20 protein-coding genes and 4 pseudogenes are annotated in these 23,886 nt (G+C 71.1%); 13 read left to right on the forward strand and 11 right to left on the reverse strand.

Annotation, left to right across the window (positions count from 1 at the left end):
• Positions 1-13: 13 nt before the first annotated feature.
• Positions 14-427 carry a DUF742 domain-containing protein gene (locus ACZ49J_RS14485; protein WP_467448282.1) on the forward strand — a complete coding sequence of 138 codons (414 nt, stop codon included), beginning with the start codon at positions 14-16 and terminating at the stop codon, positions 425-427.
• A 250-nt stretch (positions 428-677) separates the two neighbouring features.
• On the forward strand, positions 678-1,283 hold the full coding sequence (locus ACZ49J_RS14490; RefSeq protein ID WP_467448031.1) for a GTP-binding protein: 606 nt from the start codon (positions 678-680) through the stop codon (positions 1,281-1,283).
• 9 nt (positions 1,284-1,292) lie between these two features.
• Here ACZ49J_RS14490 and ACZ49J_RS14495 read toward each other — a convergent pair whose 3' ends face one another.
• On the reverse strand, positions 1,293-1,721 hold the full coding sequence (locus ACZ49J_RS14495) for a PPOX class F420-dependent oxidoreductase (protein ID WP_467448032.1): 429 nt from the start codon (positions 1,719-1,721) through the stop codon (positions 1,293-1,295).
• Between the two features lie 93 nt (positions 1,722-1,814).
• Between ACZ49J_RS14495 and ACZ49J_RS14500 the strand changes: the two are divergent.
• From ACZ49J_RS14500 to ACZ49J_RS14510, 3 genes and pseudogenes are all read left to right on the forward strand, one after another.
• Positions 1,815-2,210, forward strand: a pseudogene (locus tag ACZ49J_RS14500) (roadblock/LC7 domain-containing protein); the annotation flags it as partial.
• A gap of 221 nt (positions 2,211-2,431) precedes the next feature.
• Positions 2,432-3,466, forward strand: a complete 1,035-nt coding sequence (locus tag ACZ49J_RS14505) for a DUF6397 family protein (RefSeq protein WP_467448034.1) — start codon at positions 2,432-2,434, stop codon at positions 3,464-3,466.
• Positions 3,467-3,630: 164 nt separating this feature from the next.
• A pseudogene (locus ACZ49J_RS14510) lies at positions 3,631-4,221 on the forward strand (response regulator); the annotation flags it as partial.
• Here ACZ49J_RS14510 and ACZ49J_RS14515 read toward each other — a convergent pair.
• The 4 genes from ACZ49J_RS14515 to lanKC form a co-directional block, all read right to left on the reverse strand.
• Positions 4,147-6,036 carry an ATP-binding cassette domain-containing protein gene (locus ACZ49J_RS14515; RefSeq protein WP_467448284.1) on the reverse strand — a complete coding sequence of 630 codons (1,890 nt, stop codon included), beginning with the start codon at positions 6,034-6,036 and terminating at the stop codon, positions 4,147-4,149. The pseudogene ACZ49J_RS14510 and the gene ACZ49J_RS14515 sit on opposite strands and share 75 nt — an antisense overlap.
• Positions 6,029-7,795 carry an ABC transporter ATP-binding protein gene (locus tag ACZ49J_RS14520; RefSeq protein ID WP_467448035.1) on the reverse strand — a complete coding sequence of 589 codons (1,767 nt, stop codon included), beginning with the start codon at positions 7,793-7,795 and terminating at the stop codon, positions 6,029-6,031. Before ACZ49J_RS14520 ends, ACZ49J_RS14515 begins: the two co-directional genes overlap by 8 nt.
• A gap of 146 nt (positions 7,796-7,941) precedes the next feature.
• Positions 7,942-8,070, reverse strand: a complete 129-nt coding sequence (locus ACZ49J_RS14525) for a SapB/AmfS family lanthipeptide (RefSeq protein ID WP_366824734.1) — start codon at positions 8,068-8,070, stop codon at positions 7,942-7,944.
• Positions 8,071-8,150: 80 nt separating this feature from the next.
• A complete protein-coding gene (lanKC, locus tag ACZ49J_RS14530) occupies positions 8,151-10,859 on the reverse strand; it encodes a class III lanthionine synthetase LanKC (RefSeq protein WP_467448038.1) in 2,709 nt (902 codons plus the stop codon).
• A 520-nt stretch (positions 10,860-11,379) separates the two neighbouring features.
• On the opposite strand from lanKC, the gene ACZ49J_RS14535 reads away from it, so the two are divergent.
• The 4 genes and pseudogenes from ACZ49J_RS14535 to ACZ49J_RS14550 all read left to right on the forward strand — a co-directional run bounded on the left by ACZ49J_RS14535 (position 11,380) and on the right by ACZ49J_RS14550 (position 15,124).
• Positions 11,380-11,622, forward strand: a complete 243-nt coding sequence (locus ACZ49J_RS14535) for a hypothetical protein (protein ID WP_467448039.1) — start codon at positions 11,380-11,382, stop codon at positions 11,620-11,622.
• A gap of 59 nt (positions 11,623-11,681) precedes the next feature.
• A complete protein-coding gene (locus ACZ49J_RS14540) occupies positions 11,682-12,971 on the forward strand; it encodes a CaiB/BaiF CoA transferase family protein (protein WP_467448040.1) in 1,290 nt (429 codons plus the stop codon).
• 11 nt (positions 12,972-12,982) lie between these two features.
• Entirely contained in the window at positions 12,983-14,143 is a 1,161-nt protein-coding gene (locus tag ACZ49J_RS14545) for an acyl-CoA dehydrogenase family protein (RefSeq protein ID WP_467448286.1), read from the forward strand.
• A gap of 20 nt (positions 14,144-14,163) precedes the next feature.
• A pseudogene (locus ACZ49J_RS14550) lies at positions 14,164-15,124 on the forward strand (electron transfer flavoprotein subunit alpha/FixB family protein).
• Position 15,125: 1 nt separating this feature from the next.
• Here the strand turns inward: ACZ49J_RS14550 and ACZ49J_RS14555 are convergent.
• Positions 15,126-15,404: pseudogene (locus tag ACZ49J_RS14555) on the reverse strand (dienelactone hydrolase family protein); the annotation flags it as partial.
• 37 nt (positions 15,405-15,441) lie between these two features.
• On the opposite strand from ACZ49J_RS14555, the gene ACZ49J_RS14560 reads away from it, so the two are divergent.
• Positions 15,442-15,636, forward strand: coding sequence for a hypothetical protein (locus ACZ49J_RS14560; protein ID WP_467448042.1), 195 nt, complete (start codon positions 15,442-15,444; stop codon positions 15,634-15,636).
• 406 nt (positions 15,637-16,042) lie between these two features.
• Complete coding sequence (locus tag ACZ49J_RS14565) at positions 16,043-16,699, forward strand: maleylpyruvate isomerase family mycothiol-dependent enzyme (RefSeq protein ID WP_467448044.1); 657 nt, start codon at positions 16,043-16,045, stop codon at positions 16,697-16,699.
• A 265-nt stretch (positions 16,700-16,964) separates the two neighbouring features.
• Here the strand turns inward: ACZ49J_RS14565 and ACZ49J_RS14570 are convergent, their stop codons facing one another.
• Positions 16,965-17,972, reverse strand: a complete 1,008-nt coding sequence (locus ACZ49J_RS14570) for a LacI family DNA-binding transcriptional regulator (RefSeq protein ID WP_467448045.1) — start codon at positions 17,970-17,972, stop codon at positions 16,965-16,967.
• A 95-nt stretch (positions 17,973-18,067) separates the two neighbouring features.
• On the opposite strand from ACZ49J_RS14570, the gene ACZ49J_RS14575 reads away from it, so the two are divergent.
• Positions 18,068-18,247, forward strand: coding sequence for a cupin domain-containing protein (locus ACZ49J_RS14575; protein WP_467448047.1), 180 nt, complete (start codon positions 18,068-18,070; stop codon positions 18,245-18,247).
• A gap of 146 nt (positions 18,248-18,393) precedes the next feature.
• On the opposite strand, the gene ACZ49J_RS14580 is transcribed toward ACZ49J_RS14575, so the two are convergent.
• Both ACZ49J_RS14580 and ACZ49J_RS14585 read right to left on the reverse strand, forming a co-directional pair.
• Positions 18,394-19,266 (reverse strand): acyl-CoA thioesterase, encoded by an 873-nt coding sequence (locus ACZ49J_RS14580; protein WP_467448050.1) that lies wholly within the window; start codon positions 19,264-19,266, stop codon positions 18,394-18,396.
• A 40-nt stretch (positions 19,267-19,306) separates the two neighbouring features.
• The gene (locus tag ACZ49J_RS14585) at positions 19,307-21,820 is read right to left on the reverse strand and encodes a DEAD/DEAH box helicase (RefSeq protein ID WP_467448052.1); all 2,514 of its coding nucleotides are present in this window, start codon (positions 21,818-21,820) and stop codon (positions 19,307-19,309) included.
• Positions 21,821-21,978: 158 nt separating this feature from the next.
• Between ACZ49J_RS14585 and ACZ49J_RS14590 the strand changes: the two genes are divergently transcribed.
• Positions 21,979-22,773 (forward strand): metal-dependent hydrolase, encoded by a 795-nt coding sequence (locus tag ACZ49J_RS14590; RefSeq protein ID WP_467448054.1) that lies wholly within the window; start codon positions 21,979-21,981, stop codon positions 22,771-22,773.
• A gap of 37 nt (positions 22,774-22,810) precedes the next feature.
• Here ACZ49J_RS14590 and ACZ49J_RS14595 read toward each other — a convergent pair whose 3' ends face one another.
• Together ACZ49J_RS14595 and ACZ49J_RS14600 are read right to left on the reverse strand one after the other, a co-directional pair.
• Complete coding sequence (locus ACZ49J_RS14595; RefSeq protein WP_467448055.1) at positions 22,811-23,065, reverse strand: type B 50S ribosomal protein L31; 255 nt, start codon at positions 23,063-23,065, stop codon at positions 22,811-22,813.
• A 64-nt stretch (positions 23,066-23,129) separates the two neighbouring features.
• Positions 23,130-23,600: a DUF5709 domain-containing protein gene (locus ACZ49J_RS14600; RefSeq protein WP_467448057.1), complete on the reverse strand. Its 471-nt coding sequence runs from the start codon at positions 23,598-23,600 to the stop codon at positions 23,130-23,132.
• Positions 23,601-23,886 lie beyond the last annotated feature (286 nt).

Here is a 23,886-nt window from a genome sequence, read left to right on the forward strand (position 1 = left end):
ACGACCCGTGCAGATGACCGAGGACGGGCCGCGCGCCCCGCAACCGCCGCCGGGCAGCCAGTGGTACGACCACGAGGCCGGACCGCTCGTCCGCCCGTACGCCATGACGGGCGGACGCACCCAACCAGGCCCCACGGGCGTGCCGTTCGACCTCATAGCCATGGTCACGCTCACCTCCGCGGCCCCCGGCGCCGACGACACCTCACTCGGTCCCGAACACCGGGCGATGATCGACCTCTGCCGGGCCGAGACCCAGTCGGTCGCCGAGCTCGCCACGGGCGCCGACCTGCCCTTGGGCGTGGTGCGCGTGCTTCTCGGTGACCTACTGGAGTGGGGGCACGTCGCCGTCAGCCGACCCGTGCCTCCCGCGCAACTGCCGGACGAGCGCATCCTGCGTGAGGTGATCGAGGGACTGAGGGCTCTGTAGGTGATCTGAAGATGAAGATGAAGATGACGACGCCTCGACTTCCTCGCTGTCCGTGCGCGGAACCTGGCAGAACCCGCTCGTGCGCAGACTTCCGCACGCGTTCAATCCGCGAACGAACAGCAGCCGGTCAGATCGGTCAACATGCGATCGAACGCCCCGAAAGGTATGAGGAGTTGCCATCATGCTGACTTCGTGCGCACGTACCCGTGCCGACCGCACACCGCACTTTGACTCCTGAGAGAAGTGATCAATGGTCTCCGAGCATTCCGACGCGACAGGCGGGGACACGGCTGCCCTGGCGCTGAAGATCCTGGTCGCCGGTGGTTTCGGCGTGGGCAAGACCACCCTTGTGGGGGCGGTCAGCGAGATCAGACCGCTGCGCACCGAGGAACTGCTGAGTGAGGCGGGCCGCTCGGTGGACGACACGGGCGGTGTGGACCAGAAGGTAACCACCACCGTGGCCATGGACTTCGGGCGCATCACCATCAGATCAGGACTGTCGCTCTACCTCTTCGGCACTCCGGGCCAGGACCGGTTCTGGTTCCTGTGGGACGAGTTGGCGCAGGGCGCCCTCGGCGCGGTCGTCCTCGCGGACACCCGCCGACTGGCGGACTGCTTCCCCGCGGTGGACTACTTCGAGCACCGGCAGATCCCGTTCGTGGTCGCCGTCAACTGCTTCGCGGGCGCCCACACGTACGGCGCGCACGACGTGGCGCGCGCCCTCGACCTCGACCGGGGAACGCCTGTGGTCCTGTGCGACGCCCGCGACCGCGACTCCGGGAAGGAGGTGCTGATACGGCTCGTCGAGTACGCCGGGCGGATGCACACCGCCCGGCTGCTCGACTCCGTGGGCTGACAGCGGTTCCTAGTCGGCTACACGCGCGTACGCGAGAATCTTGTCCAGCCGTACACGGACGAGGAGTTCACCCGGAACACCGTTACGGGCCCCGAACTCCTCGGCGCGGTCCTCGCCCATGTAGCGTGCGCCGATCCGTGTGGCCCAGTGCCGGACCTCGTCAAGGTTCTCGGACAACTCGGCCGTCCCCTCCACGACGACGAAGTCGTACGGGGGCCGGTCGTCGTCCACGCACAGGGCGACCCGGCCGTCCCTGGCCAGATTGCGCCCCTTGACGCTGTCCTTCCCGGTGTTGAAGACCAGGTCGTCACCGTCCAGCACGAACCAGATCGGGGTGACGTGGGGCCGCCCGTCAGCACGGACGGTCGAGAGTTTGCCGGTGCGGGTCCCGTGTGAAACGAAGGCCCGCCATTGCTCGTCGGTCATCTTCTGTGCCATGGCTCCATCCTGCTTGCTCGTGCGGCGGTGGTGGGGAAGGCTGATTCGCCGGATCCTCCAGCCAGGGGGACAACACCACGGGGAGAGCTGAACATGCCGCAGAACGCGGGACTGAGCCGGCTGTTGGACGACCTGACCGAGCGTGTGGAACAGGTCCAGCACGCCATGGTGCTGTCCAGCGACGGGCTCGTGAGGGGCGCGAGCACGGGATTGAGGCGCGAGGACGCCGAACACCTCGCCGCCGTCTCCTCCGGACTGCACAGCCTCGCCAAGGGATCCGGCCGCCACTTCGGCGCCGGGCACGTGCGTCAGACGATGGTGGAGTTCGACGACGCGGTGCTGTTCGTCACCGCCGCGGGCGAGGGCAGCTGCCTGTGCGTGCTCAGCGCCGCGGACGCCGACATCGGGCAGGTCGCCTACGAGATGACCCTGCTCGTGAACCGTGTCGGAGAGCACCTCGACGTGGACGCGCGCCATCCTGAACGCGGACAACCGCCACGCGTACAACCCCCACGCGAGCAGCATCAGCGTGAACAGCCTCAGCGCGAACAGCCTCGACGTGCGCGGCCTTGAGCCTCTGACCTGCTAGGTCTCCCGGCCCTGCGGAGTTATCCACAGGCAGGCGGTGATGTCCGGCAAAGCGGCTACGGTCTTTTCCGAAGCGGCGCAGAACCGGCGCCCGGCACGTCAGCACACGGGGGAGAACCGTCATGTCCGGCAACACCGCCACCCAGTCCGTCAGGCACTCCGTAACGCAGTCCGTCACGCCCACCCTGCCCGCCACGCCGGCTCGCCCCCGGGTACGCGGCAGGTCACTCTCACAGAACCATGCCGCGCGGGAACTGGGGCTGAAGCGGCGAGAGTTCGACCTCGCCGTCCACCTGGGATGTATCCGGACGGCCGTTGACGAGGGAGGCGGAGGTACCCGGGTCACACGGGCGGAGCTCGATCGACTGAGGTCGGAGAACGGCTTTCTCGAAGCGCTGAGGGAGCGTGTCCGGGTGGTGGGCACGACGGAGGGCGCGGCCCTGATGGACGTGACGAGCGCCCGGTTCACCCGCCTCGCCCGCCTTGGTCAGGTGGCTCCGGTCACGTTCCATCTCAACCGCTACAGGGCGGTGGTGTGGCTGTATCTGGCGGAGGAACTGCGGCAGTTCGCCGCGGACGAGAAGAACGCGCCGATGCTGCGCGGACGTACGCCGCAGCATCTGCGGGGCCAGTTGGACACCGGCCTGGACCTCCGCCCCCGCAACTGGCGAGGACGCCGGCTCGGATCCCTGCTGCGCCAGGCCGAGGACTCCTGGGCGCGAGCCGCGGCCGTGGCGTCCCTCCTCGACCCCGTCCAGGTCGCGGAGATCGTCCCGGACCCCTACGAGCGCGCCTACGTCAACCGCCTCCGACCTCCGCAGCCGGCCCATGGCGCGCCCGGGTCACCGGCCGCGCAGGTCGCCACGAGGATCACCACGGCCCAGGACCCCGACGAGATCGACTGGTTGCGGTCTGATCTGCGGCAGACCGTGGGCGAGGCCCGGGAGCACCGGCCGGCGCCACGGCCCGGGCCGAAGGCTCCGCCGGAGGATGAGGCACGGTTCGGGGGGCCGGTGCCTCTGCCCGTGGCGCGGGCGTCGGGTGCCGCACGGTCCGCAGGACTGTCAGGTCAGGCGTCGCGCCGGCCCGGCCAGGCTCCGGGGAAACGGCGGGGCCTGCTCGGATGGCTGCGTCGCGGAAACCCTGGCCGCCCCTGAAGTGGCTGCTGTCCTGGGCAGCCCCACTTCGCACAGGAGTCACCGCCGTACCCCGTTGGCCGCGATGCATGCCCACTCGATCGTTGCGCGACCGGGCTTGCGGGCGCTCCCTGTGCGCCCCCTCGCACCCCGATGGCTGGATCTTCCCGACCAGGGACGGTCGCATGCGCCAACAATGGGCACGCGCTCAGAGGGTGGGAGCGGTGAACGGGGAGTTGGAGGGGGCGACGTTGATCCGGGTGTTACTGGTGCACGACGCGTGTCTGGTGCGGTCGGTCCTGGCGGAGTGGCTCCGCCGCGAGCCCGACTTGGAGATACACGACGTGTCGGGGCGCGACGCGCCCCGACGGGTGAGGGCCGTGCGGCCGCATGTCTGCGCGGTGGACCTGGATTCCGCGGACGCCTCCGGGGTGCCTGGGCTCACCGAGCTGCGCGGTGCGGGTTCGGACAGCGCCGAGCCCAGGTTGCTGGTGCTTGCGCAGGCAAACAGACCCGGGCTTCTGAAGCGCGCGGCGGAGGCCGGGGCGCTGGGGTACGTGGCCAAGGAGGGATCGCCGGAGCGGTTGGTGTCAGCGATTCGGGAGGTGGCCGCGGGGCGCCGTTTCATCGACGACTCCCTGGGCTTCGGTTTTCTCAAGGCCGCAGAGATACCGCTCACCCGGCGGGAGTTGAGCGTGCTGTCACTGGCCGCCGAGGGCGCCTCGGTCGCGGAGATCGCCGGAAGTTTGCACCTGTCCCACGGGACCGTGCGCAACTACATGGCAGCCATCACCCGCAAGACGGGGGCACGCAACAGGATCGACGCCATCCGCATCTCCCAGGGCGAGGGGTGGCTGTAGGGGCCGCCCTGGTTCCCACGCGCCCACCAGGTCCCGGTAGAGGGGCGAACGCTCCACCAGGGCGTCGTGGCGCCCGTATTCGACACGTCGCCCGTCCATGACCAGCACCCGGTCCGCGCGGCGGGCGGAGGCGATGCGGTGGGCGACCACCACGAGAGTGGTGCCCGTGCGCCCGGCGAAGGCGCGCTCGGCGCGCTCCTCCGCCTCGGGGTCGAGGTGACAGGTCGCCTCGTCGAGCAGGACCACGGGCGCGTCGGACAGATAGGCCCTGGTCAGGGCCACGAGCTGCCGTTCCCCGGCGGACAGCGCGCCGGGCTCGATCTCGGCGTTGGGGCCGCCCAGCCGGTCCATCAGTCCGGTGAGTCCCACGGCGTCCGCCGCCGCCCGCAGTTCGTCCTCCGGCACGGGTTTCGGCCGTAGTTCGCCGAGGTTTTCGGCGAGGGATCCCCTGAAGACGTACGCCTCCTGCGGAATGAGGACGCGTTGTGCGCGCGATGTGCTGCCGGGTACGGGATGTCCGCACAAGTGGAGGGTGCCCCCTACGGGTTCCAGGATGCCGGCGACGAGAGCGGTGAGCGTGGACTTGCCGATGCCGCTGGGGCCCACCACGGCCGTGTGCGTGCCTCGCGGGATCCTCAGGGTGAGGTCCTCGATGATCGGGGCGCTGGTCGGGCCGTAGGCGAACGTGACGGAGGAGAGGCTCACGGCGTCTGCGGACTCGCCCGAAGGCGCCGAGGCGGGGGCACGCGGGCGGTGAGCGGTGTCCGTGTCCGGGTCGGCCGGGCCTGCCGCGTCGGCGGGCCTCGCTTTGGGCGGTGCCAGACGGCGGAGCACGACCACGAGGCGGGATCCGCTGGTGCCCAGGCCGTGGACCAGGTTCTGGAGGGCGGGCAGGAGGGACTGGGTGACGTAGGCAAGGGCGCCGACGAGGTCACCCGCCGTGACGCCGTGGCCCAGCAGCCACGGGCCCGCCGCGAGAAGCAGCACGAGGGGGAGCCGGCCGCCGACCGTGAGGGACAGGACCCGCAGAACGCCCCAGCGGGCCAGGGAGCAGGCCGCGCGAAGCTCCGCGTCGATCCGTTCACCGGCGTCGGCGGCCACCCGCTCCTCGGCACCGCCCGCGGTGATGTCCCGCAACCCGGGGCAGACGGCACCCAGATGGGAGGCGAGGGCCTCGTCGGCCGCCAGGAACACCTCCTGCCTGCGGGCCAACGGCCGCAAGGAGACCAGGAACAGAGCGACACCGGCGGCCAGCGCGGGAGCCACCACGAGCAGGAGCGGCGGCGCGAGCGAGAACAACCCGATGAGCGCACCGGCGGCCGTGAACACGAACGAACGCGAGACCATCACCAGCCCGGCGAAGGCGTCCCGGGCGATCTCCACCTGTTGCGTGAGCCCGGAGAGCGCGCCGCTGTCCGCCTCCCGCACGCCGCGCTCCACCACCCCGCGCACCAGCCGGTCCCGCAACGGCTCGACGAGCGCCGCCACACAGCCGTACACCCGCGCCGTCCCGTACGCGCCCACGGCCACGGCGGCCGCTCCAGCCGCCAGCCACCCGAGCCCGACGTCCATCCGCCCGGCCAGGAACCCGCCATCGAGGGCACGGGCCACCGCGTACCCCAGGAGGAAGGTCTGCGCCGTCTCCAGGACCGACCACAGAGCCAGCCGTACGACCACCGCCCGTCGCCGGCGCAGGAACCGCAGCCCTCGCCGGCCCACACCGTCACGCATGCCGGTCATGGCCGGCTCCGTCCCGTGCCGGGCCCCGCGTGGTATCGGCACCATCCGCCCCGAAGGCCCTGCGGTAGTCCGCCGTCCGCCACAACTCGGCGTGCGGTCCCACCGCACGTACCCTGCCTCCGTCCAGCCACGCCACGGCGTCCGCGCGGGCCGCCGTGGAGGCGCGGTGCGCGACGACCAGCCGCGTGCTGCCCGGGGTGTGGCGCAGCAGGGCCTCGGTGATCTCGCGCTCGGTGACCGTGTCGAGGCTGGAGAGCGCGTCGTCCAGGACGATCAGCCGGCCGGGATGGGCGAACGCCCGCGCGAGTCCGAGGCGCTGGATCTCGCCACCCGACAGGGGAGCGCCGGCGCAGGGCGTGGCATAGCCCTCGGGGAGACGGCGGACGAAGGGATCCGCGCGCGCCGCCCTGGCCGCTTCCCGCACCCGGGCCGGGTCGGGTGCGGGAACACCGAAGGCGATGGTGCCCTCGATGGACCCGCCCAGCAGGGCGGGGCGTTCGAAAGCATGGGAGACGGCACGGCGCAGTTCCTCACGGTCCAGTTCGCGCAGGGGAACGCCGTCGAGCCGTACCTCTCCCTCGTCCGGGTCCGTCAGCCGCCCGGCCACGGCCGCGAGGAGTGACTTGCCCGTGCCCGAGCGGCCGACCACGGCGAGCGTGCTCCCGGCCGGTACGACCAGGTCGACGCCGTCCAGGACGGTGCGCCCGCCACGGCGCACGGTGACGCCCCGCAGTTCCAGCCGGGCCTGTCCGGGAGGCAGCCGGCGCGCACCGTACTCGGTCGGGGGCTCCGCCAGCACCTCTTCCAGACGGCCGGCCGCCGCCCTGGCCCGCACCAGTTCCGCGACCTGCCCGACCAGGACGCCGACCCCGGCCGCCAGCACGGCGTAGCGGGAGGCCGCGAGGAACTCACCCACGGTCAGCGTGCCCCCGCCGAGCAGGACGCCCGCCACGGCCAGCACACCGAGCTGCAGCAGCGGCGCCACGGCCACCGCCTGCGCGGAGGCCCGCCCCTGCACCCGCCACATCCGGTGCCCCTCACGGGACAGTTCGGGCAGGTGACGCAGGACACGAACCGTCGTCCGTTCCTCCGCCGCCGCGGCGGCGATCGTACGGTGGCCGCCGATGGCCTCGGACAGCGTGTCCGCGATCCGGCCCTGGACCCGCTGGTAGCGGGCCACGCACTCCGACGAGTCCCGCGTGAACGCGCGCAGCAGCAGCATCAGGACCGGTGCCCCCACGACGAACACCGCCGCCGTCCAGGGACTGATCAGCGCGAGCGCCACCACCGCGCCGACCGGTGCGGCGAGCGCGGCCGCCAGTCCGGCGAGGGCGGTGGGTGCCGTGCCGGCCTGAGCGGCGTTCCCGGCGAGCCTCGCTACGAGGTCCCCGGATCCGAAGCGGCCGGTGGCGCGCGGCCCGACGGCCAGTACATGGTCGAGGAGCCGTCGGCGCAGCCATGCCGTGGTCCCCGCGCTCGTGGTCCCGCCGAGGACGGTCTCGGCCGCGTCCAGGACGGTGAGCAGCAGCACGAGCAGGACGCACCACAGCACCCAGCGCCCGGTGCCGGCGCCGCCCGCCAGCAGCAGATCGAGTGCCCGGCCCAGCGCGGCGGGCAGCAGCAGGTTCGCCGTCGCGACAGCTGTGGTGGCCAGGGCCAGCAGCACACAGCGCGCGCCGCTGCGGCGGGTGGCCGAGCGTACGAGCGCGGTGGTGGACGGCGCGGGACCGTCGGTTGCGAGCGTCGTCATACGCCTCCTCGTGCTCCACGTGCATGGGTCGTACGAGCCCGGCGGGCCGAAAGCCCCGGCGTGCCGAAGGGCCCCGGGTGCTCCCTCCCGTGCGAGGAAGGAGCACCCGGGGCCGGGTCATGCCGGTGTCATCGCGAACGTGGCGATCAGAGACACAGGGTGATGCTGGCCGCGCTGACGCAGGACAGCACGCTCAGCGAGCTCACGGGGCCACCGCCCCCGCCACCACCGGTGGTCTCGTCGGCTTCCATCGTCTGCAGGTCGAGCAGCGCCATGCTGGTTCCTTTCTCTCCGTGGTCCTCCTTCAAGGACCACTGATGGGGACGGGATTGGTGCGGTGTTGCTCACGACTCCGTCAGCGTGCGGAGCCGCGTCCTTGGGGCCGCCCCGGCTGCTGGGGCGGCAGGGCCGGCAGGAAGGGCAGGTGGGCGGTGGGCTCGTCGGCGAGCGTCGCGCCCAGCGCCAGCAGACATCCGGCCGTACCGGTGGCGAGGTCCATCGAGAGCCGCATCATGTGGTGGCCGGGGAAGGCCAGTTGGCCCTGGTACGGCATCGCGTACCAGCCCAGTCCGGCGATCTGTTCGTCCAGCCGTGGCCGCGGCGCACCCGTGCGGCCCAGGTACAGGATCATTCCGGCGCGGCCCTGGAAGAGCCCCGGCTGCGCGTAGAAGCGATAGGTGGCGGCCGTGAGGATGCCGGAGCGCGCCCCGGCGAGGTCCTCGCCCCAGGCCGCGTCGTCGCCGTCGGTGTGGGCCAGGAAGTCGTCGATCACCATTCCGAGCCCCACGCTGCCATCGGCGAGGTACGGCATGGTGCGCCAGCCCTCGTCGACGGCGAGCGCGCCGTCCTGCTGGAGGACGCAGACCTCCAGGTCCTGCCGCAGTGCCTCGCCCGCCGCCTCCAGCAGGGCGCGGTCGCCCGTCGCCTCGTACCGCCGCAGCAGGAACAGGGCCGGCCCGCCAGCGCCCCGCAACAGCCCCGCACGCCGCTTGGGAGGCGCGGGCCGGGGTTCGCCGAGGCGCCGTACGAGCAGTTCCGCGGCCTTGGCCGCCTGCTCGTCCAGTGAGGTCTCGCCCGTGGCACGCCCCAGGTGGTCGAGGACAAGGCCGAGCCCGGCCAGCCCGCCGCGCAGATCGGACGACAGCTTCTGCCACTTCTCGTGCAGCACCCGGTCGACGAGGTCCAGGGCCCGCTGCCGGTGTCCGAGGCGGTCGAGGACGTACGCGACGCCCGCGACTCCGTCGTACAGGCCGAGCGGCGTGCCCGGTGGCAGGGGATCGGTGTGGTCGAGCAGCCAGCGTTCGCCTTCCTCGTACCGCTCCGCCCCGGTTTCGGCGAGGGCGTACAGCACACCGGCCGCCCCGTACGCCAGCCCGAGCCCTCCGCCGTCCGTGAACTGCGCGACGTCGCCGGGGAAGAGCCTGTCGTCGCGTCCGGGTGTCGCGGAGGCCAGGATCGCCTTCACCATCGAGTCCCGGCTGTAGGGCCAGTCACCCGGCTCGGCGAGCGCGGCGAACGGCGAGGCCGGCACGGGCCGGGTGCGCGCGGGCGCACCGGGCCCGCTCCCCTGCGTGGGAGTCGGCGCCCGACGACCGGAACCGGCCCGGGTGATCTCCGCGACCGCCCCGTCCAGGAACTCCCGCGGTACGTCCGGGAACTGGCCCGCGACGACCTCGGCCAGATGCGCCGCCTTCCCCCGGTCCACCACGAACAGCGACGTGACGGGCAGGAACAGCGCGAGCCGCAGGCACGCGAGGGCGTACCGGTCGACGTCCGCGCCCGTACGGTCGGGCGGGGCCAGGAACCCCGGATGGGCGACGACCTGACGGCCGTTCTCCTCGACGGGCGCGGCGGCCTCGAAGTCCAGCAGGGACACCGACCGCTCGTCGGGGGCGACCATGATGTTGAAGGCGTGCAGGTCGTTGAAGACGATTCCGCGCGCGTGCACCGCCTCGACCGCCTCCTCGACGGCCCTGTACATCCGCAGAGCCCACCGCGTGTACGAGGAGACCCGCTCGGGGTCCGGATCGGGCGCGAGCAGCGGATGCCGCTCGGCGAAGAAGGAGTTGAGCGGGCGCCCCTCCACGAAGTCCATGACCAGGAAACGGTGGTCACCGAGCAGGAACCAGTCGCGCACCTCGGGCACGACACCCAGCCCCGACAGCCGTTCCAGGGCGGACTTCTCGCGCTCCAGCCGGGCGATCGCGTCGGCACCGTCCGCGGCGAGCCCCGCGTGCGGGCGCCCCTCCTTGAGGACCACCCGGCGGCCGTCGCGGGTGTCGGTGCCCGCGTACACGCCGCCGCCGTTGGAGAAGTGCAGCGCCTTCTCGATGCGGTACGGCAGGTCACCGACCGTCGTCGTGTTCCGCGCCGCGAGCTGGGGCTCGAGGAACGCCGGCAGCGTCACCCACTCCGGCACCCGGAAGGACGGCTCCCGCCGGTCCGGCACCAGTGTGCCTTCGCCGTCACGCACCGCGGGCACCAGCGAACCACGCTCGTCGACCACGAACGAGCGCGCGAAGGCGCCGTACCGCACGTACAGCGGCCCGTCGTTCCACCGCAGGTCCGTCAGGATGTACGGCCCCTCAAGGCCGGCGAGTCGCTCGCCCAACTCGCGCAGAACGAGGTGCAGTTGCTTCTCGTCGGCCGGGTAGATCGTGACGAACTTGCCGCTGCCGTCGCGGGGCGCGTACTTGGCGTTCCGCAGGTGCAGCAGATGGGGGCCCGGCACGAACTTGAAGGGGATCAGCCGCGGCACGCAGTAGTCCCACACCTCGGCCGCGATCCGTTCCGCGTTCGCCCGGGTGGCGGAGACGTGGACCTTCCAGCCCTGCGTGGGGGCGGGCAGTGACCGGCCGTCGGCGTCGACCGGGGTCATGGCCAGCCAGTCGCCGAACCGCTCCGCACGCCACCCCTGTGGCACCTCACGCCCGGCCACCTGATACGTCGGCGCCGTCCGTACGTCACCGGCGGTCACGATGCCGTCGGCACCCGCCGACAGCCTGTCGGGCGTCTCGTAGAAGTGCTCGTCGGCGAGTGCGTACACCTCGTACCGCTTGTCCATGCGTATCCCCCTCGGCCGCGTGACACCGAGCCTTTCAGCCCGGCATGGGCGCGGACAGTCACGTCTGTCACCAGAACGCCCTCGCACGTGTCACGTCATCGCCGTGCGGAACGCAGACGTAAAGACCTGTTCGGAGGGTTTCGATCAGGGGCCCGCGACGGGCCCCGGGGGCACCGAGCCCTGACCTAGGGGAACGGAACGCGTTCCACGCACAAAGATGCGTCAGTCGTCGTTGACCGGCGATCGGCCGCGGAGACAGGGTGGTGGAGCCGGAGCGGATTCCGATCTACCCGTTTTCCTCTCGTTTCCGGTCACCGGACTGCGTGCAGGAGGCCGCGATGCTCCAGACAGAAACCCGCGGACGGACCGAGTCGCGAGACGACCACGAGGCGGCCGCCGCCACGGCGACCGCGCCCGTCGCGCCGAACACCCCGGTCGGCCCCGGCCACCTGCTCTTCCAGCGCTGCCTCTGGTGCGGCACTGCGGCCTACCGCCGTTCGTTCTGCCGTGCCTGCGGGCCATGGCCCTCCAGTGGGAGCGCAGCGCGGGCGATGGAGTCGTCCTTCGCAGACACGGCCACGTCCCGCACAACACGTGGTTCGTCGCGATGGAGGAGGGCTTCAACCTGCTCTGCCAGGTCACCGGGACGGCGCAGGTCCGGGTCGGGTCGAGGGTGACTGTCGTACGGGCTGTCGCCCCCCTCGGGCAGGGAATTCCCGCCGTCGAACTCACCCGCCCGCCGTCCTCGGAGCCCTGGTGGTGACGGGAAACAGCGAAGGCGAGGCCGTCCTTCGTACGCGGGACGAACAGAGAGGAGGGTGCGTGGGCACCCAGTACAGTGCGCCGGACGGACGGGCCGGCGTTGTCGGGGGAGCGGGGTGGGGCGCGTTGGAGGGACTGCGCGTGGCCGACTTCTCCCGGGTTCTCGCGGGCCCCTACGCCACGATGCTCCTCGCCGACCTCGGCGCCGACGTGGTGAAGGTCGAACGGCCCGGCACCGGGGACGACACCCGGGCCTGGCTGCCTCCGGTCGACCACGACGGCACGTCGACCTATTTCCTGGGCGCCAACCGGAACAAGAGGTCCGTCACGCTGGACCTCACGACCGACGCCGGCGTCGCACAGGCCCGCGCCCTGGTCGCCGAGTCCGACGTGCTGGTGGAGAACTTCCGTCCCGGCACCATGGAACGGCTCGGCCTCGGCCCTCGCGAACTCCGCTCGCAGCACCCGGGGCTGGTCTACTGCTCGATCAGCGGTTTCGGCAGCGGTGCGGGTGCCGCGATCCCCGGATACGACCTGTTCGTGCAGGCCGTCGGCGGTCTGATGAGCGTGACGGGGGAGACGACGGGGGAGCCGGTGAAGGCGGGCGTGGCCCTGGTCGATGTGATCACCGGCCTGCACGCCTCGCTCGGCATCCTCGCGGCCCTCCGGCACCGGGACGCCAGCGGGGAGGGACAGCACGTGGAGGTGAACCTCCTCAGCTCGCTGCTGTCCGCCATGGTCAACCAGGCCTCGGCGTTCGCCGTCGCCGGTGTGGTTCCGGGGCGCATGGGCAACGCGCACCCGAGTATCGCCCCCTATGAGACCTTCGCCACCGCCGATCGTCCGATCGCGCTCGCGGTGGGCAACGACCGGCAGTTCGCCGCGCTCGCCGACCTCCTCGGGGATCCCGCTCTCGCCCTCGACGACCGCTTCCGCACCAACGCCGACCGCGTCGCCCACCGCACGGAACTGCGGGACGTCCTGACCGCACGGCTGAGTGCCGCGGGCGCGGACCACTGGTCGGCCGTCCTGCTGGACGCGGGGGTGCCCGCGGGGCCGGTCAACACCCTTGACGAGGTGTTCGGGTTCGCCGAGAAGCTCGGCCTGCCCGGCATTGTCGACATCCCCGCCGCGAGATCCGCTGACGGGGCGGAGGGCCGGCCCTCCCGTCAGGTCGCGAACCCCATCGCACTGAGCGGCACGCCCGCCCGGTACCGCCTGCCCCCGCCGGGCCTCGGCCAGCACACCGCGGAGATCTTCTACACCGGAACCGGAACCGGAACCGGCACCACGACCGAACCGACCACCATGACCACCACGACAACCACGACAACCAGGAGCCGACCGTGACCCGCAAGCCGATGAAGGACCCCCTCGACCTGCTCGACTTCTCCTCCACCCTCAGCGACGAGGAGCGCGAGATCCAGGCCACTGTCGCCAGGTTCCTCGACGACCGGGTGCGCCCGCACATCGGCGAGTGGTTCGAGAACGCGCACTTCGCACGCGAACTCGCCCCAGAACTCGGCAAGCTGGGTGTGCTCGGCATGCACCTCGAAGGCTACGGCTGCGCCGGGACGAACGCGGTCAGCTACGGCCTCGCCTGCCTGGAACTGGAGGCGGCGGACTCCGGCTTCCGCAGCTTCGTGTCCGTGCAGGGCTCGCTGTCGATGTTCTCCATCTGGAAGTGGGGCTCGGAGGAACAGAAGCTCCAGTGGCTGCCGCGGCTCGCCGCCGGCGAGGCGATCGGCTGCTTCGGTCTGACCGAGCCCGACTTCGGCAGCAATCCCGCCGGGATGCGCACCAGGGCCGTCCGCGACGGCGACGACTGGATCCTGAACGGCTCCAAGATGTGGATCACCAACGGCGGCATCGCCGACGTGGCCACCGTCTGGGCGCAAACCGAGGACGGGGTGCGTGGCTTCCTCGTACCACGCGGGACACCCGGTTTCACCACCCAGGACATCAAGCAGAAGATGTCGCTGCGCGCGTCCGTCACCTCGGAGCTGTACTTCGACAACGTACGGCTGCCCGACTCGGCGCGGCTGCCGCTCGCCGAGGGCCTGCGCGGACCGCTGTCCTGCCTGAACGAGGCCCGCTTCGGCATCCTGTTCGGCGCCGTCGGCGCGGCCCGCGACTGCATCCAGGCGGCCATCGAGTACGCCGACTCCCGCGTGCAGTTCGACAAGCCGATCAGCGCCTTCCAGCTCACCCAGAAGAAGCTCGCCGACATGAGCGTGTCCGTGGGCAACGCCGCACTGCTCGCCGTCCACCTGGGCCGGCTCAAGGACCGGCACCGCATCCGCCCCGAGCAGATCAGCGTCGGCAAGCTCAACAACGTCCGCGAGGCGATCGCCATCGCCCGGGAGTGCCGCACGATCCTGGGGGCCAACGGCATCTCCCTCGAGTACTCGCCGCTGCGCCACGCCAACAACCTGGAGTCCGTCCTGACCTACGAAGGAACCAGTGAGATGCACACCCTGGTCGTCGGGCAGGCGCTCACCGGTTACCCGGCGTTCCGCTGACCACCGAGAAACAGGCACCCATGCCCGATGTCCTCGTCCTCGTCGACCACGACGGGGAACGCGTCCACAACACCACATACGAACTCCTGGCTGCCGCACGGCGGCTGGGCGACCCGGCCTTCGTCGTCGTGGGAACCCCCGGCACCGCGGGCGCCTCAGGGAGCACCTCGCCCGATACGGCGCCACGAGCGTCCACGCGGCCGAAGCCACCGAGGCGGGCGAGTTCCTCGTCACGCCCGCCGTCGACGCCCTGGAACTCGCGGTCCGCGACGCCGCTCCCGCCGCCGCCCTTGTCTCCGCCACGACGGACGGCAGGGAGGTGGTCGCGCGTCTCGCCGCGCGGCTGGACGCCGGGCTGCTGATCGACGCGGTCGACGTGGACTCCTCCGGCGTTGTCACCCAGATCGTCTTCGGGGGGGCTCGTACACGGTGCGTTCCCAGGTCACCCATGGCGTACCGCTGATCATCGTGCGCCCGGGTGCCTTCGAGCCGGAGGAGCATCCCGCGGAGGCGGTGGAGCGGACACTCCCCCTGCTGGCGGTCGACCCCGAGGCACCCGCCCGCGTCACGGCCCGGTGCGCCGCACCAGCGGGCGACCGCCCCGGGCTCACGGAGGCGACCGTCGTCGTCTCCCGAGGCCGCGGGGTCGCGAGCGTCGACGGTTTCCAGGTGGTCGAGGAACTGGCCGACGCCCAGGGAGGCGCGGTGGGCGCCTCGCGCGCCGCGGTCGACGCCGGCTACTAGCCGCGCTCGTACCAGGTCGGACAGACCGGCACGTCCGTCTCGCCCCAGCTGTACATCGCCCTGGGCATCTCCGGCGCCATCCAGCACCTCGCCGGGATGCAGACCTCCAAGACGATCGTCGCGGTCAACAAGGAACCGGAGGGGCCGATCCTCGACCTCGCGGACCAATGGGTGGTGGGTGACCTGTTCGCGGTGGCACCCCAGCTTACGCGGGGGGTGGCTGCCCGCCGCCAGTGAGCGGGTGGTAGCCGACGCCGGGGACTGCGGGGTGGTCGACCGGCGGGTGGTGGAAGGCGTGCAAGGCGCCGCCGTAGACCGCGAGGCGCCAGTCAACGCCCGCGGCCTGCATCTCAGCGGTGCACGCGTTCCGTTGCGCGGGCGGCATGATCGGGTCGTACGCCTCGGGCTGGATGCCGAGTCGTGGGTGCTGTACTCGCCGAACCGGTTGATGTGCTCGGTCAGGTACGGCGAGATGTGCGCCAGGTCCTCCGGATCGATCTCCGGCCGCGTTCGTCAGCTACGGAGGTGCGTCGGCGGGCACCCGGGCGGTGCAGATGGCAAAGCAGGTCGTGGCGAACCTCAGGATGCTGCCGATCGGCCCGACCGTGAGCGTCCCCTTCGTCAGCGAACTCGTCGAGGAGGGCGCGTTCCGGCCCGGCAAGATACATGAGGCCGCGGCCGAGCAGGTGCTCGACGAACTCGTACGCGTCGCGCCCGTCATGCGCCGGCTGCGCAGCGGAACGTACTGACCCGGGGTTGCGAACCCCCGCCCCCCCCCCCCCCCCCCCCCCCCCACCCCCCCCCCCCCCCCCCCCCCCCCCCCCCCCCCCCCCCCCCCCCCGGGTCAGTATCCGGCTCAGAGTGGCCAGGGCTCCGGCTCCCGGCCAGCCGGTCCACCGGCGTCAGCCGCACCGCAGGCCCCCCGCCGTCGATGACCCGCCCTCACGACCCTCGTCTCGTTCAGCGCACTTTGATCGGAGTACATGATCAGACGAAGGCCGCCTCAGCGGCAGGGGAATGCCCAGGTGAGCGGCTTACTTCGAGGACCGTTTTCGACACTGGAAGGTCGAATTGGCTTGCTACGCAGGTGCGGTCGATGAGTTTGGGCGGCGAAAGGAGTCTGATGGAGGACACCCGGTCACTGGAGGCCGCCCTATGGCTGAACCACACGTTTCGGAAACTCGGAAAGCCCTGGAACGGGCGATCCACGTCGAGCGGTTGGCGCTCGCTCAAGACCTTGCCGAACTCAGCGAGGCCCAGTGGGCGAAAGCATCACTGTGTGAACGCTGGACCGTGGAGGAGGTCGTAGCCCATCTGACGGCGGGCGCCAGCACGAGGATGTGGCGCTGGCTGCTGAGTATGCTCGCCGCGCGGTTCGACCCCGATCTGCACAACGACAGACGACTCGCAAAGCACCGTGGCGCTACACCTCAAGAGACCTTGCGGCGATTTCGCGAAGTTGTCGCCGGGCCCGCCGGGCCGTCAGGACATACTGCGGCCTGGCTGGGCGAAATAGTCGTCCACAGTGAGGACATCCGCCGGCCATTGGGTCTGGTGCGGACACCCCCGGTGGCCACGACGACCGCCGTGGCCCGGTTCTTCGCCAGCCGTGACTTCACTGTCGCGAGCAACACTGCAATCGCGGGCTTGCGGGTCGAGGCCACAGACGGACCGTTCACCACCGGCTCGGGGGATCTGCTCCGAGGGCCGACCCTCTCCCTGGTGATGGGGATGGCAGGCCGTGCAGCAGCCTGCGAGGACCTTGAGGGGGACGGTGCGGCAGTCCTGCGCGCCCGACTGGGCGTGTCTTGAAATCCCCGTCGTGCCCGGAGGGAGGCCTCGCGCCCGCGGCGGAGCCGCTGATGTCGCTGTAGGTGTGTGCTCTGCGGGTCCCCCGGCCGGAGACTGGGGGAGTGCCGTGCGCAGACCCTCGTACCGGACGTACTTGGGCTTGCGCCCGGTGCGGCGAGGGGAGGCACCTCCCACGCTGTTGAGGCAGTGGGGGAGCGTGCATGGCGTCGCGAGGCAGACGGGAATTGTCGGACAGGCCCTGGGCCGGGCCGTCTGCCCGGCGGCCTCACCCGGGAGGCGCCGTGCTGCCGCGCAGGACGAGCGATCCGGGTGAGACCGAGGTGTACGGGCCGTCGTTGCTCGGCGTGGTCTTGAGCCGTCGCATCATCCACAGCGCGCAGCCGGTGGCCATCTCCTGGATCGGCAGCCCGATCGTGGTGAGTCCGGGACCCCACCAGGAGAACCCCGGCTCGTCTCCGAACCCCACCACGGACAGTTCCCCGGGCACCCGCACGCCCTGCTCGGCCAACTCTTCGAGGACCCCCAGGGTGAGCTGGGTCGATCCCATCACGAGCGCGGTGGGCGGGTTCGGATCCTTCAGCAGCCGGCGCACGGTCCGGCGGCCGTGGTCCACCGACGACGGCGGTCCCAGCTCCGCGCGCCCGGCGTCGTCCGGGAGTCCGCCCTCGCTCAGGCCGCTGCGGAAGCCGCGCAGGCGCTCCGCGCCGGTGGGCAGTTCCGTGGGGCCGCCCAGGTACGCGATGCGAGTGTGGCCCTGGGCCACCAGGTGGGCCGTGGCCTGTCGCAGTACCTCGTGGTCGTCCACACCGAACCACTGGGAGCCGAGCGAGGGGTGGCGGCGCAGCAGCTGCAGATGAGGCACCGTGCGCAGGAGCTTGACGGAGTCGTTGTGCGGGCGTGCCGTGGGCACGATGATGACGCCCGCCACGCGGGTCGCGGACAGCTCCCGCAGGTGGCGCAGCTCCATCATCCGGTCGTCGTCGGTCTCCGAGAGCATCAGCTGGAAGCCCTCGGCCTCCATGTTCTTGGACAGCTCGTGCGCGATGGTGGAGTAGAAGCTGTTGCGGATGTCCGGGATCACCAGGGCGACCACGTTGCTGGACGCGCCGCGCATCATCCGCGCCGCGCGGTTGCCGACGTACCCCATCTCGGAAGCGGCCTGGCGGACCCGGAACTTGGTCTGCTCGCTGATGCGCGGGTCGTCGGCGAGTGCCCGGCCGACCGTCGAGACGGAGACTCCGAGGCGTTCGGCGATGTCCCTGGTCGTGATCACGTGATGGCCCCCTGGATCGAGCTGGCTGGGCGCGTGACTTTCCGTATGCCAACGATAGCACTCTCGTTGCGCTCAGTGGTCGGGACGAGGCCACCGTGGACTACGGCATCGAGCTGCGCGGCGAGCTCGTCCTCGAACCCGACGACGGGAACTGCACGCGGGTGTCGGAGGGTGACATCGTGATCCATAACGGCACCCGCCACGCCTGGCGCAACCGCAGCGACCAGCCGGCCACGATGGCCTTCGTCCTCATAGGCGCGGAGCACGACGGCTGACCTCACCGAGGCCGCGCCACCGCACGCCCGGAAGCGGTGCGTTCACTGCGCGGCCTCGACCGCACCGGCGCCTCGTGGGGAGCGACGCAGGCCGTGAGGAGGCGCATGGACGACGGTTCGCAGGAGTGGCGGCTCCTCCGGCAGGCTCAGCCGAGCTTGCGGAAGAGTCCCTCCTGTACGACCGACACGACCAGTTGTCCCTCACGGTCGTAGATCCGCCCGCGCGCCAGCCCGCGGCCGCCCACGGCGATCGGCGATTCCTGGTCGTAGAGGAGCCAGTCGTCGGCCCGGAACGGCCGGTGGAACCACATCGCGTGGTCCAGCGACGCCATGTCGAAACCGCGCGGGCCCCACAGGGGTTCCACCGGAATGCGGACCGCGTCCAGAAGGGTCATGTCGCTCGCGTACGTCAGGGCGCAGGTGTGCACGAGAGGGTCGTCGCCCAGCGGTCCGACCGCCCGCATCCACACCGCGCTGCGCGGCTCGGCGTTCTCGACCTCGTCGTGGGTCCAGCGCAGCCGGTCCACATAACGGATGTCGAAGGGCTGACGCCGTGCCATGCGCTCCAACTGCTCCGGCAGCGCGCCCAGATGCTGCTTGATCTCCTCGGCGAGCGTCGGCAGCGACTCGGGGTCCGGCACCTGTCGGGCCGGCGGCAGCTGGTGCTCGAAGCTTCCCTCCTCCGGCTTGTGGAAGGAGGCGGTGAGGTTGAAGATCGTGCGGCCCTGCTGCACGGCGGTGACCCGCCGGGTGGTGAACGACCGCCCGTCCCTGACCCGCTCGACCTGGTACACGATGGGCACGCCCGGGCGGCCGGGACGCAGGAAGTACGCGTGCAGCGAGTGCACCGGCCGGTCGCCCTCCGTGGTGCGCCCGGCGGCGACCAGCGCCTGGCCGGCAACCTGGCCGCCGAAGACCCGCTGCAGGGACTCCTGCGGGCTGCGACCACGGAAGATGTTGACCTCGATCTGCTCCAGGTCGAGCAGGTCGACAAGGCGCTCGGCGGGGTTGGTCGTCATGTGCTGGCCTCTCCTGTGCTCACAGCCGTCCGGCGTCTGTTCACAACTGGCCGACGTCGGTGACCTTGACGACGGCGCGTCCCTCGGCGTCGGAGGCCGCGAGGTCGACCTCCGCGCTGATGCCCCAGTCATGATCGCCGTTCGGGTCGGCGAAGGTCTGGCGGACCCGCCACAGCCCGTTCTGCGGCTCCTCCTCGATCATCAGCAGCCGGGGACCGCGCGCGTCCGGGCCGGTGCCCAGCTCCTCGTACTCGTCCCAGTACCTGTCCATCGCCTCGCCCCACCGCTCGGCGTCCCAGCCGGACTCCGCGTCCATCTCGCCGAGTTCGTCGATCTGGTCGAGCGCGGCGAGCTCCACGCGGCGGAACATGGCGTTGCGGACGAGGACGCGGAAGGCGCGCGCGTTGGAGGTGACCGGCTTGACCTGGTCGGCCTTCTCCTGGGCCTCCTCGGCGGTCATCTCCTCCGGGTTGGCGAGCTGCTCCCACTCGTCGAGAAGGCTGGAGTCGACCTGGCGCACCATCTCACCGAGCCAGGCGATCAGGTCCTCCAGGTCGTCCGACTTGAGGTCGTCCGGGACGGTGTGGTCGAGGGCCTTGTAGGCACTGGCCAGGTAGCGCAGCACGATGCCCTCGGTGCGGGCCAGCTCGTAGAACGACACGAACTCGGTGAAGGACAGCGCCCGTTCGTACATGTCGCGGATGACCGACTTCGGCGACAGCGGATGGTCGCCCACCCACGGGTGGCTCTTGCGGTACGTGTTGTACGCGTGGAAGAGGAGCTCCTCCAGCGGCTTGGGGTACGACACGTCCTGGAGCCGCTCCATACGCTCCTCGTACTCGACGCCGTCCGCCTTCATCGCGGCCACGGCCTCACCGCGTGCCTTGTTCTGCTGGGCGGCGAGGATCTGGCGCGGGTCGTCCAGCGTCGACTCGACGACCGACACCATGTCGAGGGCGTAGGAGGGGGACTCGGGGTCCAGCAGCTCGAACGCGGCGAGGGCGAACGTCGACAGCGGCTGGTTGAGGGCGAAGTCCTGCTGGAGGTCGACCGTCAGGCGCACGATGCGGCCCGTGGCGTCCGGCTCGTCGAGCTTCTCCACGATGCCGCCGTCGAGGAGCGAGCGGTAGATGGCGATCGCCCGCCGGATGTGCCGCAACTGCTGCTTGCGCGGCTCGTGGTTGTCCTCCAGCAGGCGCCGCATCGCCTCGAAGGCGTTGCCGGGGCGGGCGATGACCGACAGCAGCATCGTGTGCGTGACGCGGAAGCGGGACGTGAGGGGTTCCGGCTCGGAGGCGATGAGCTTCTCGAAGGTGTTCTCCGTCCAGCCGACGAAGCCCTCGGGGGCCTTCTTGCGGACCACCTTGCGGCGCTTCTTCGGATCGTCGCCGGCCTTGGCGAGCGCCTTCTCGTTCTCGATGACGTGCTCGGGAGCCTGCGCCACCACGAAGCCCGCCGTGTCGAAGCCGGCCCGCCCGGCCCGTCCCGCGATCTGGTGGAACTCACGGGCACGCAGGGTCCGCACCCGGTTGCCGTCGTACTTCGTCAGGGCGGTGAACAGCACGGTGCGGATGGGCACGTTGACGCCGACGCCGAGCGTGTCCGTGCCGCAGATGACCTTCAGCAGACCGGCCTGGGCCAGCTTCTCCACCAGACGCCGGTACTTGGGCAGCATGCCGGCGTGGTGCACACCGATGCCGTGCCGTACGTAACGGGACAGGTTGCGGCCGAACTTGGTGGTGAAGCGGAAGTTGCCGATCAGCTCGGCGATCTGGTCCTTCTCCTCCCGCGAGCACATGTTGATGCTCATCAGGGCCTGCGCCCGCTCCACGGCCTGCGCCTGGGTGAAGTGCACGATGTAGACGGGAGCCTGCTTGGTCTGAAGCAGCTCGGTGAGCGTCTCCGTGAGCGGAGTGAGCCGGTAGTCGTAGGAGAGGGGGACGGGCCGGGTCGCGGAGCGGACCACCGCGGTGGGGCGGCCCGTACGGCGGGTGAGGTCCTTCTCGAACATCGAGACGTCGCCGAGCGTCGCCGACATCAGGATGAACTGCGCCTGCGGCAGCTCAAGGATCGGGATCTGCCAGGCCCAGCCGCGATCGCCCTCCGCGTAGAAGTGGAACTCGTCCATCACGACCTGGCCGACGTCGGCGTCCTTGCCGTCGCGCAGCGCGATCGACGCCAGCACCTCGGCGGTGCAGCAGATGACGGGCGCGTCCGCGTTCACGGAGGCGTCACCGGTCAGCATGCCGACGTTCTCGGTGCCGAAGAGCTTGCACAGCTCGAAGAACTTCTCCGAGACGAGGGCCTTGATCGGCGCCGTGTAGAAGGTGACCTCGTCCCGGGCGAGCGCCGCGAAATGGGCACCCGCGGCGATCATGCTCTTGCCGGAGCCGGTGGGCGTCGACACGATGACGTTGGCCCCGGAGACCACCTCGATCAGCGCCTCCTCCTGGTGCGGATAGAGGGTGAGACCGCGCTCCTGGGCCCATGACTCGAAGGCGTCGAACAAGGCGTCGGGGTCGGCGGTCTGCGGCAGCTGATCGATGAGGGTCACGCACCCATCTTGCCTGCCCTCCCGCCCGATGGGGGAATCGGCTGCGGGTGCGAAGATCATGAACGTTACGCTGTGGCGCCGACACGACGTCAGCGCACGATGTCACAGCACACGGACAACTGGGCAGCGGCACAACAGGAATGGGGCGGGATGCGGCCATGATGGGACCAGCACACTCACTGTCGGGGGCCGCGGCCTGGCTCGGCGTCGGCGCGGCGGCCACGGCGGCGGGCCACACGATGCCCTGGCCGGTCCTGCTGGTCGGCTCACTGATATGTGCCGGCGCCGCGCTGGCCCCGGACCTGGACCACAAGGCCGCCACCATCTCGCGGTCCTTCGGCCCCCTCTCGCGCTGGCTGTGCGAGATCGTCGACAAACTCTCGTACGCCGTCTACAAGGCGACGAAGAAGCAGGGCGACCCGCGCCGCTCCGGCGGGCACCGCACGCTGACGCACACCTGGCTGTGGGCGGTGATGATCGGCGTGGGCTTCGCCGTCGCCGCGATGACCGGGGGCCGGTGGGCCGTGCTGGCCATCCTCTTCGTGCACCTGGTGCTCGCCATCGAGGGGCTGCTGTGGCGGGCGGCCCGCGGCTCCAGCAGCGACGTGCTGGTGTGGCTGCTGGCCGCCACCAGCGCCTGGATCCTCGCCGGGATACTGGACAAGCCGGGCAACGGGGCGGACTGGTTGTTCAGCGCGCCGGGGCAGGAGTACATGTGGCTCGGACTGCCCGTTCTCCTCGGCGCCCTGGTGCACGACATCGGGGACGCGCTGACGATCTCCGGCTGCCCGATCCTGTGGCCCATCCCCGTGGGCCGCAAGCGCTGGTACCCGGTGGGCCCGCCGAAGGCCATGCGGTTCCGTGCCGGGAGCTGGGTCGAGCTGAGGGTGCTGATGCCGGTGTTCATGCTGCTCGGGGGAGTGGGCTGCGCGGCGGCGCTGAACTTCATCTGAGCGGGCTCCGGGATGATCTGGGCGGGCCCGGGTCGTCTCAGGCCGTGCCCCCGCTGCCGTAACGCCGCTCGAACCGGGCGATCCGGCCCTCCGCGTCAACGGTCCGTGCCTTTCCCGTGTAGAACGGGTGGCTTTCCGAGGAGATCTCGACGTCCACGACCGGGTACGTCTCGCCGTCGTCCCACTCGATGGTCTGATCGCTGCCGGCGGTCGACCGGGTGAGGAAGGCGTATCCGGCGGCCCGGTCGCGGAAGACCACGGGGTGGTAGTCGGGGTGCTTGTCCTGTTGCATGGTGCTCCTTCGCGGGAGGCGTAGTGCTTCGGGGAGATGGGCCCAGCCGTGCCTCTTCGGGGCTTCAGCCGAACCGGGCGTCCTCGTCCACCACGTGCACCGCGGCCTCCTCGGCCGACGCCGCCGCACCGTCGATGCCCACGTCGGTGGCGATCAGTCCGCTCTCCTCGTCCTCGTGCGCGCCCTCGTCGGGTGCGACGAGACGGCCGGAGCGGAAGGCACCCACCTCGTTGTCCAAGGGCTCGCCATCGGTGCCCTGACAGTCGCCGATGCCGTCCCCGTCGGGGGTCCGGACGTCCGGCAGTTCCTCGGACAGCCGCTGCTCAAGGCTCTCGCCGCGTCGGCGCTCGGCGGCGGTCACGTCGGGGCGCTCCACCGCCCAGGGCCGCTCCGGCGGTGACCAGCCCCGGTCCAGCGGATCGGCGACCCCGTCGCTCTCCAGGGTGTCCTCGGCATCCAGCAGTCCGGAGTCGTCCTGGATCTCGGATGCGTCGGGCTGGTAGACGTCGTCCCCCCATCCTTCGGTGCTGTCCACGGCTTCCTCCAGTCGGTGGGACGGGGCCCGGTGCCACCTCTCCAGCGTTCCACCCGGCTTCGGCACCGTGCAACGGCAGGCCGCCCGGCGTCTCGGCGGTGCCGCGCCCGACACGGACCGGCTCTGCCGTGCCCGGCGGGACGGGCGTCCTGCCGGGTATGGCGGGTCTTCGGTCGGGTCACCCTGGCCGGTCCTGCCGGGTATGGCGGGTCTTCGGTCGGGTCACCCTGGCCGGTCCTGCCGGGTATGGCGGGTCTTCGGTCGGGTCACCCTGGCCGGTCCTGCC

The organism is Streptomyces sp. NPDC030840 (genome assembly GCF_055572015.1).

Coding starts and splice junctions, on each gene's coding strand:
- ACZ49J_RS14495 (WP_467448032.1), bottom strand. CDS start 1,721: ATGGCACAGAAGATGACCGACGAGCAATGGCGGGCCTTCGTTTCACAC.
- ACZ49J_RS14485 (WP_467448282.1), top strand. CDS start 14: ATGACCGAGGACGGGCCGCGCGCCCCGCAACCGCCGCCGGGCAGCCAG.
- ACZ49J_RS14590 (WP_467448054.1), top strand. CDS start 21,979: ATGATGGGACCAGCACACTCACTGTCGGGGGCCGCGGCCTGGCTCGGC.
- ACZ49J_RS14525 (WP_366824734.1), bottom strand. CDS start 8,070: ATGGCGCTGCTCGACCTGCAGACGATGGAAGCCGACGAGACCACCGGT.
- ACZ49J_RS14520 (WP_467448035.1), bottom strand. CDS start 7,795: ATGACGACGCTCGCAACCGACGGTCCCGCGCCGTCCACCACCGCGCTC.
- ACZ49J_RS14535 (WP_467448039.1), top strand. CDS start 11,380: ATGGCCCTCCAGTGGGAGCGCAGCGCGGGCGATGGAGTCGTCCTTCGC.
- ACZ49J_RS14505 (WP_467448034.1), top strand. CDS start 2,432: ATGTCCGGCAACACCGCCACCCAGTCCGTCAGGCACTCCGTAACGCAG.
- ACZ49J_RS14515 (WP_467448284.1), bottom strand. CDS start 6,036: ATGCGTGACGGTGTGGGCCGGCGAGGGCTGCGGTTCCTGCGCCGGCGA.
- lanKC (WP_467448038.1), bottom strand. CDS start 10,859: ATGGACAAGCGGTACGAGGTGTACGCACTCGCCGACGAGCACTTCTAC.
- ACZ49J_RS14565 (WP_467448044.1), top strand. CDS start 16,043: ATGGCTGAACCACACGTTTCGGAAACTCGGAAAGCCCTGGAACGGGCG.
- ACZ49J_RS14595 (WP_467448055.1), bottom strand. CDS start 23,065: ATGCAACAGGACAAGCACCCCGACTACCACCCCGTGGTCTTCCGCGAC.
- ACZ49J_RS14545 (WP_467448286.1), top strand. CDS start 12,983: ATGAAGGACCCCCTCGACCTGCTCGACTTCTCCTCCACCCTCAGCGAC.
- ACZ49J_RS14490 (WP_467448031.1), top strand. CDS start 678: ATGGTCTCCGAGCATTCCGACGCGACAGGCGGGGACACGGCTGCCCTG.
- ACZ49J_RS14560 (WP_467448042.1), top strand. CDS start 15,442: ATGGCAAAGCAGGTCGTGGCGAACCTCAGGATGCTGCCGATCGGCCCG.
- ACZ49J_RS14580 (WP_467448050.1), bottom strand. CDS start 19,266: ATGACGACCAACCCCGCCGAGCGCCTTGTCGACCTGCTCGACCTGGAG.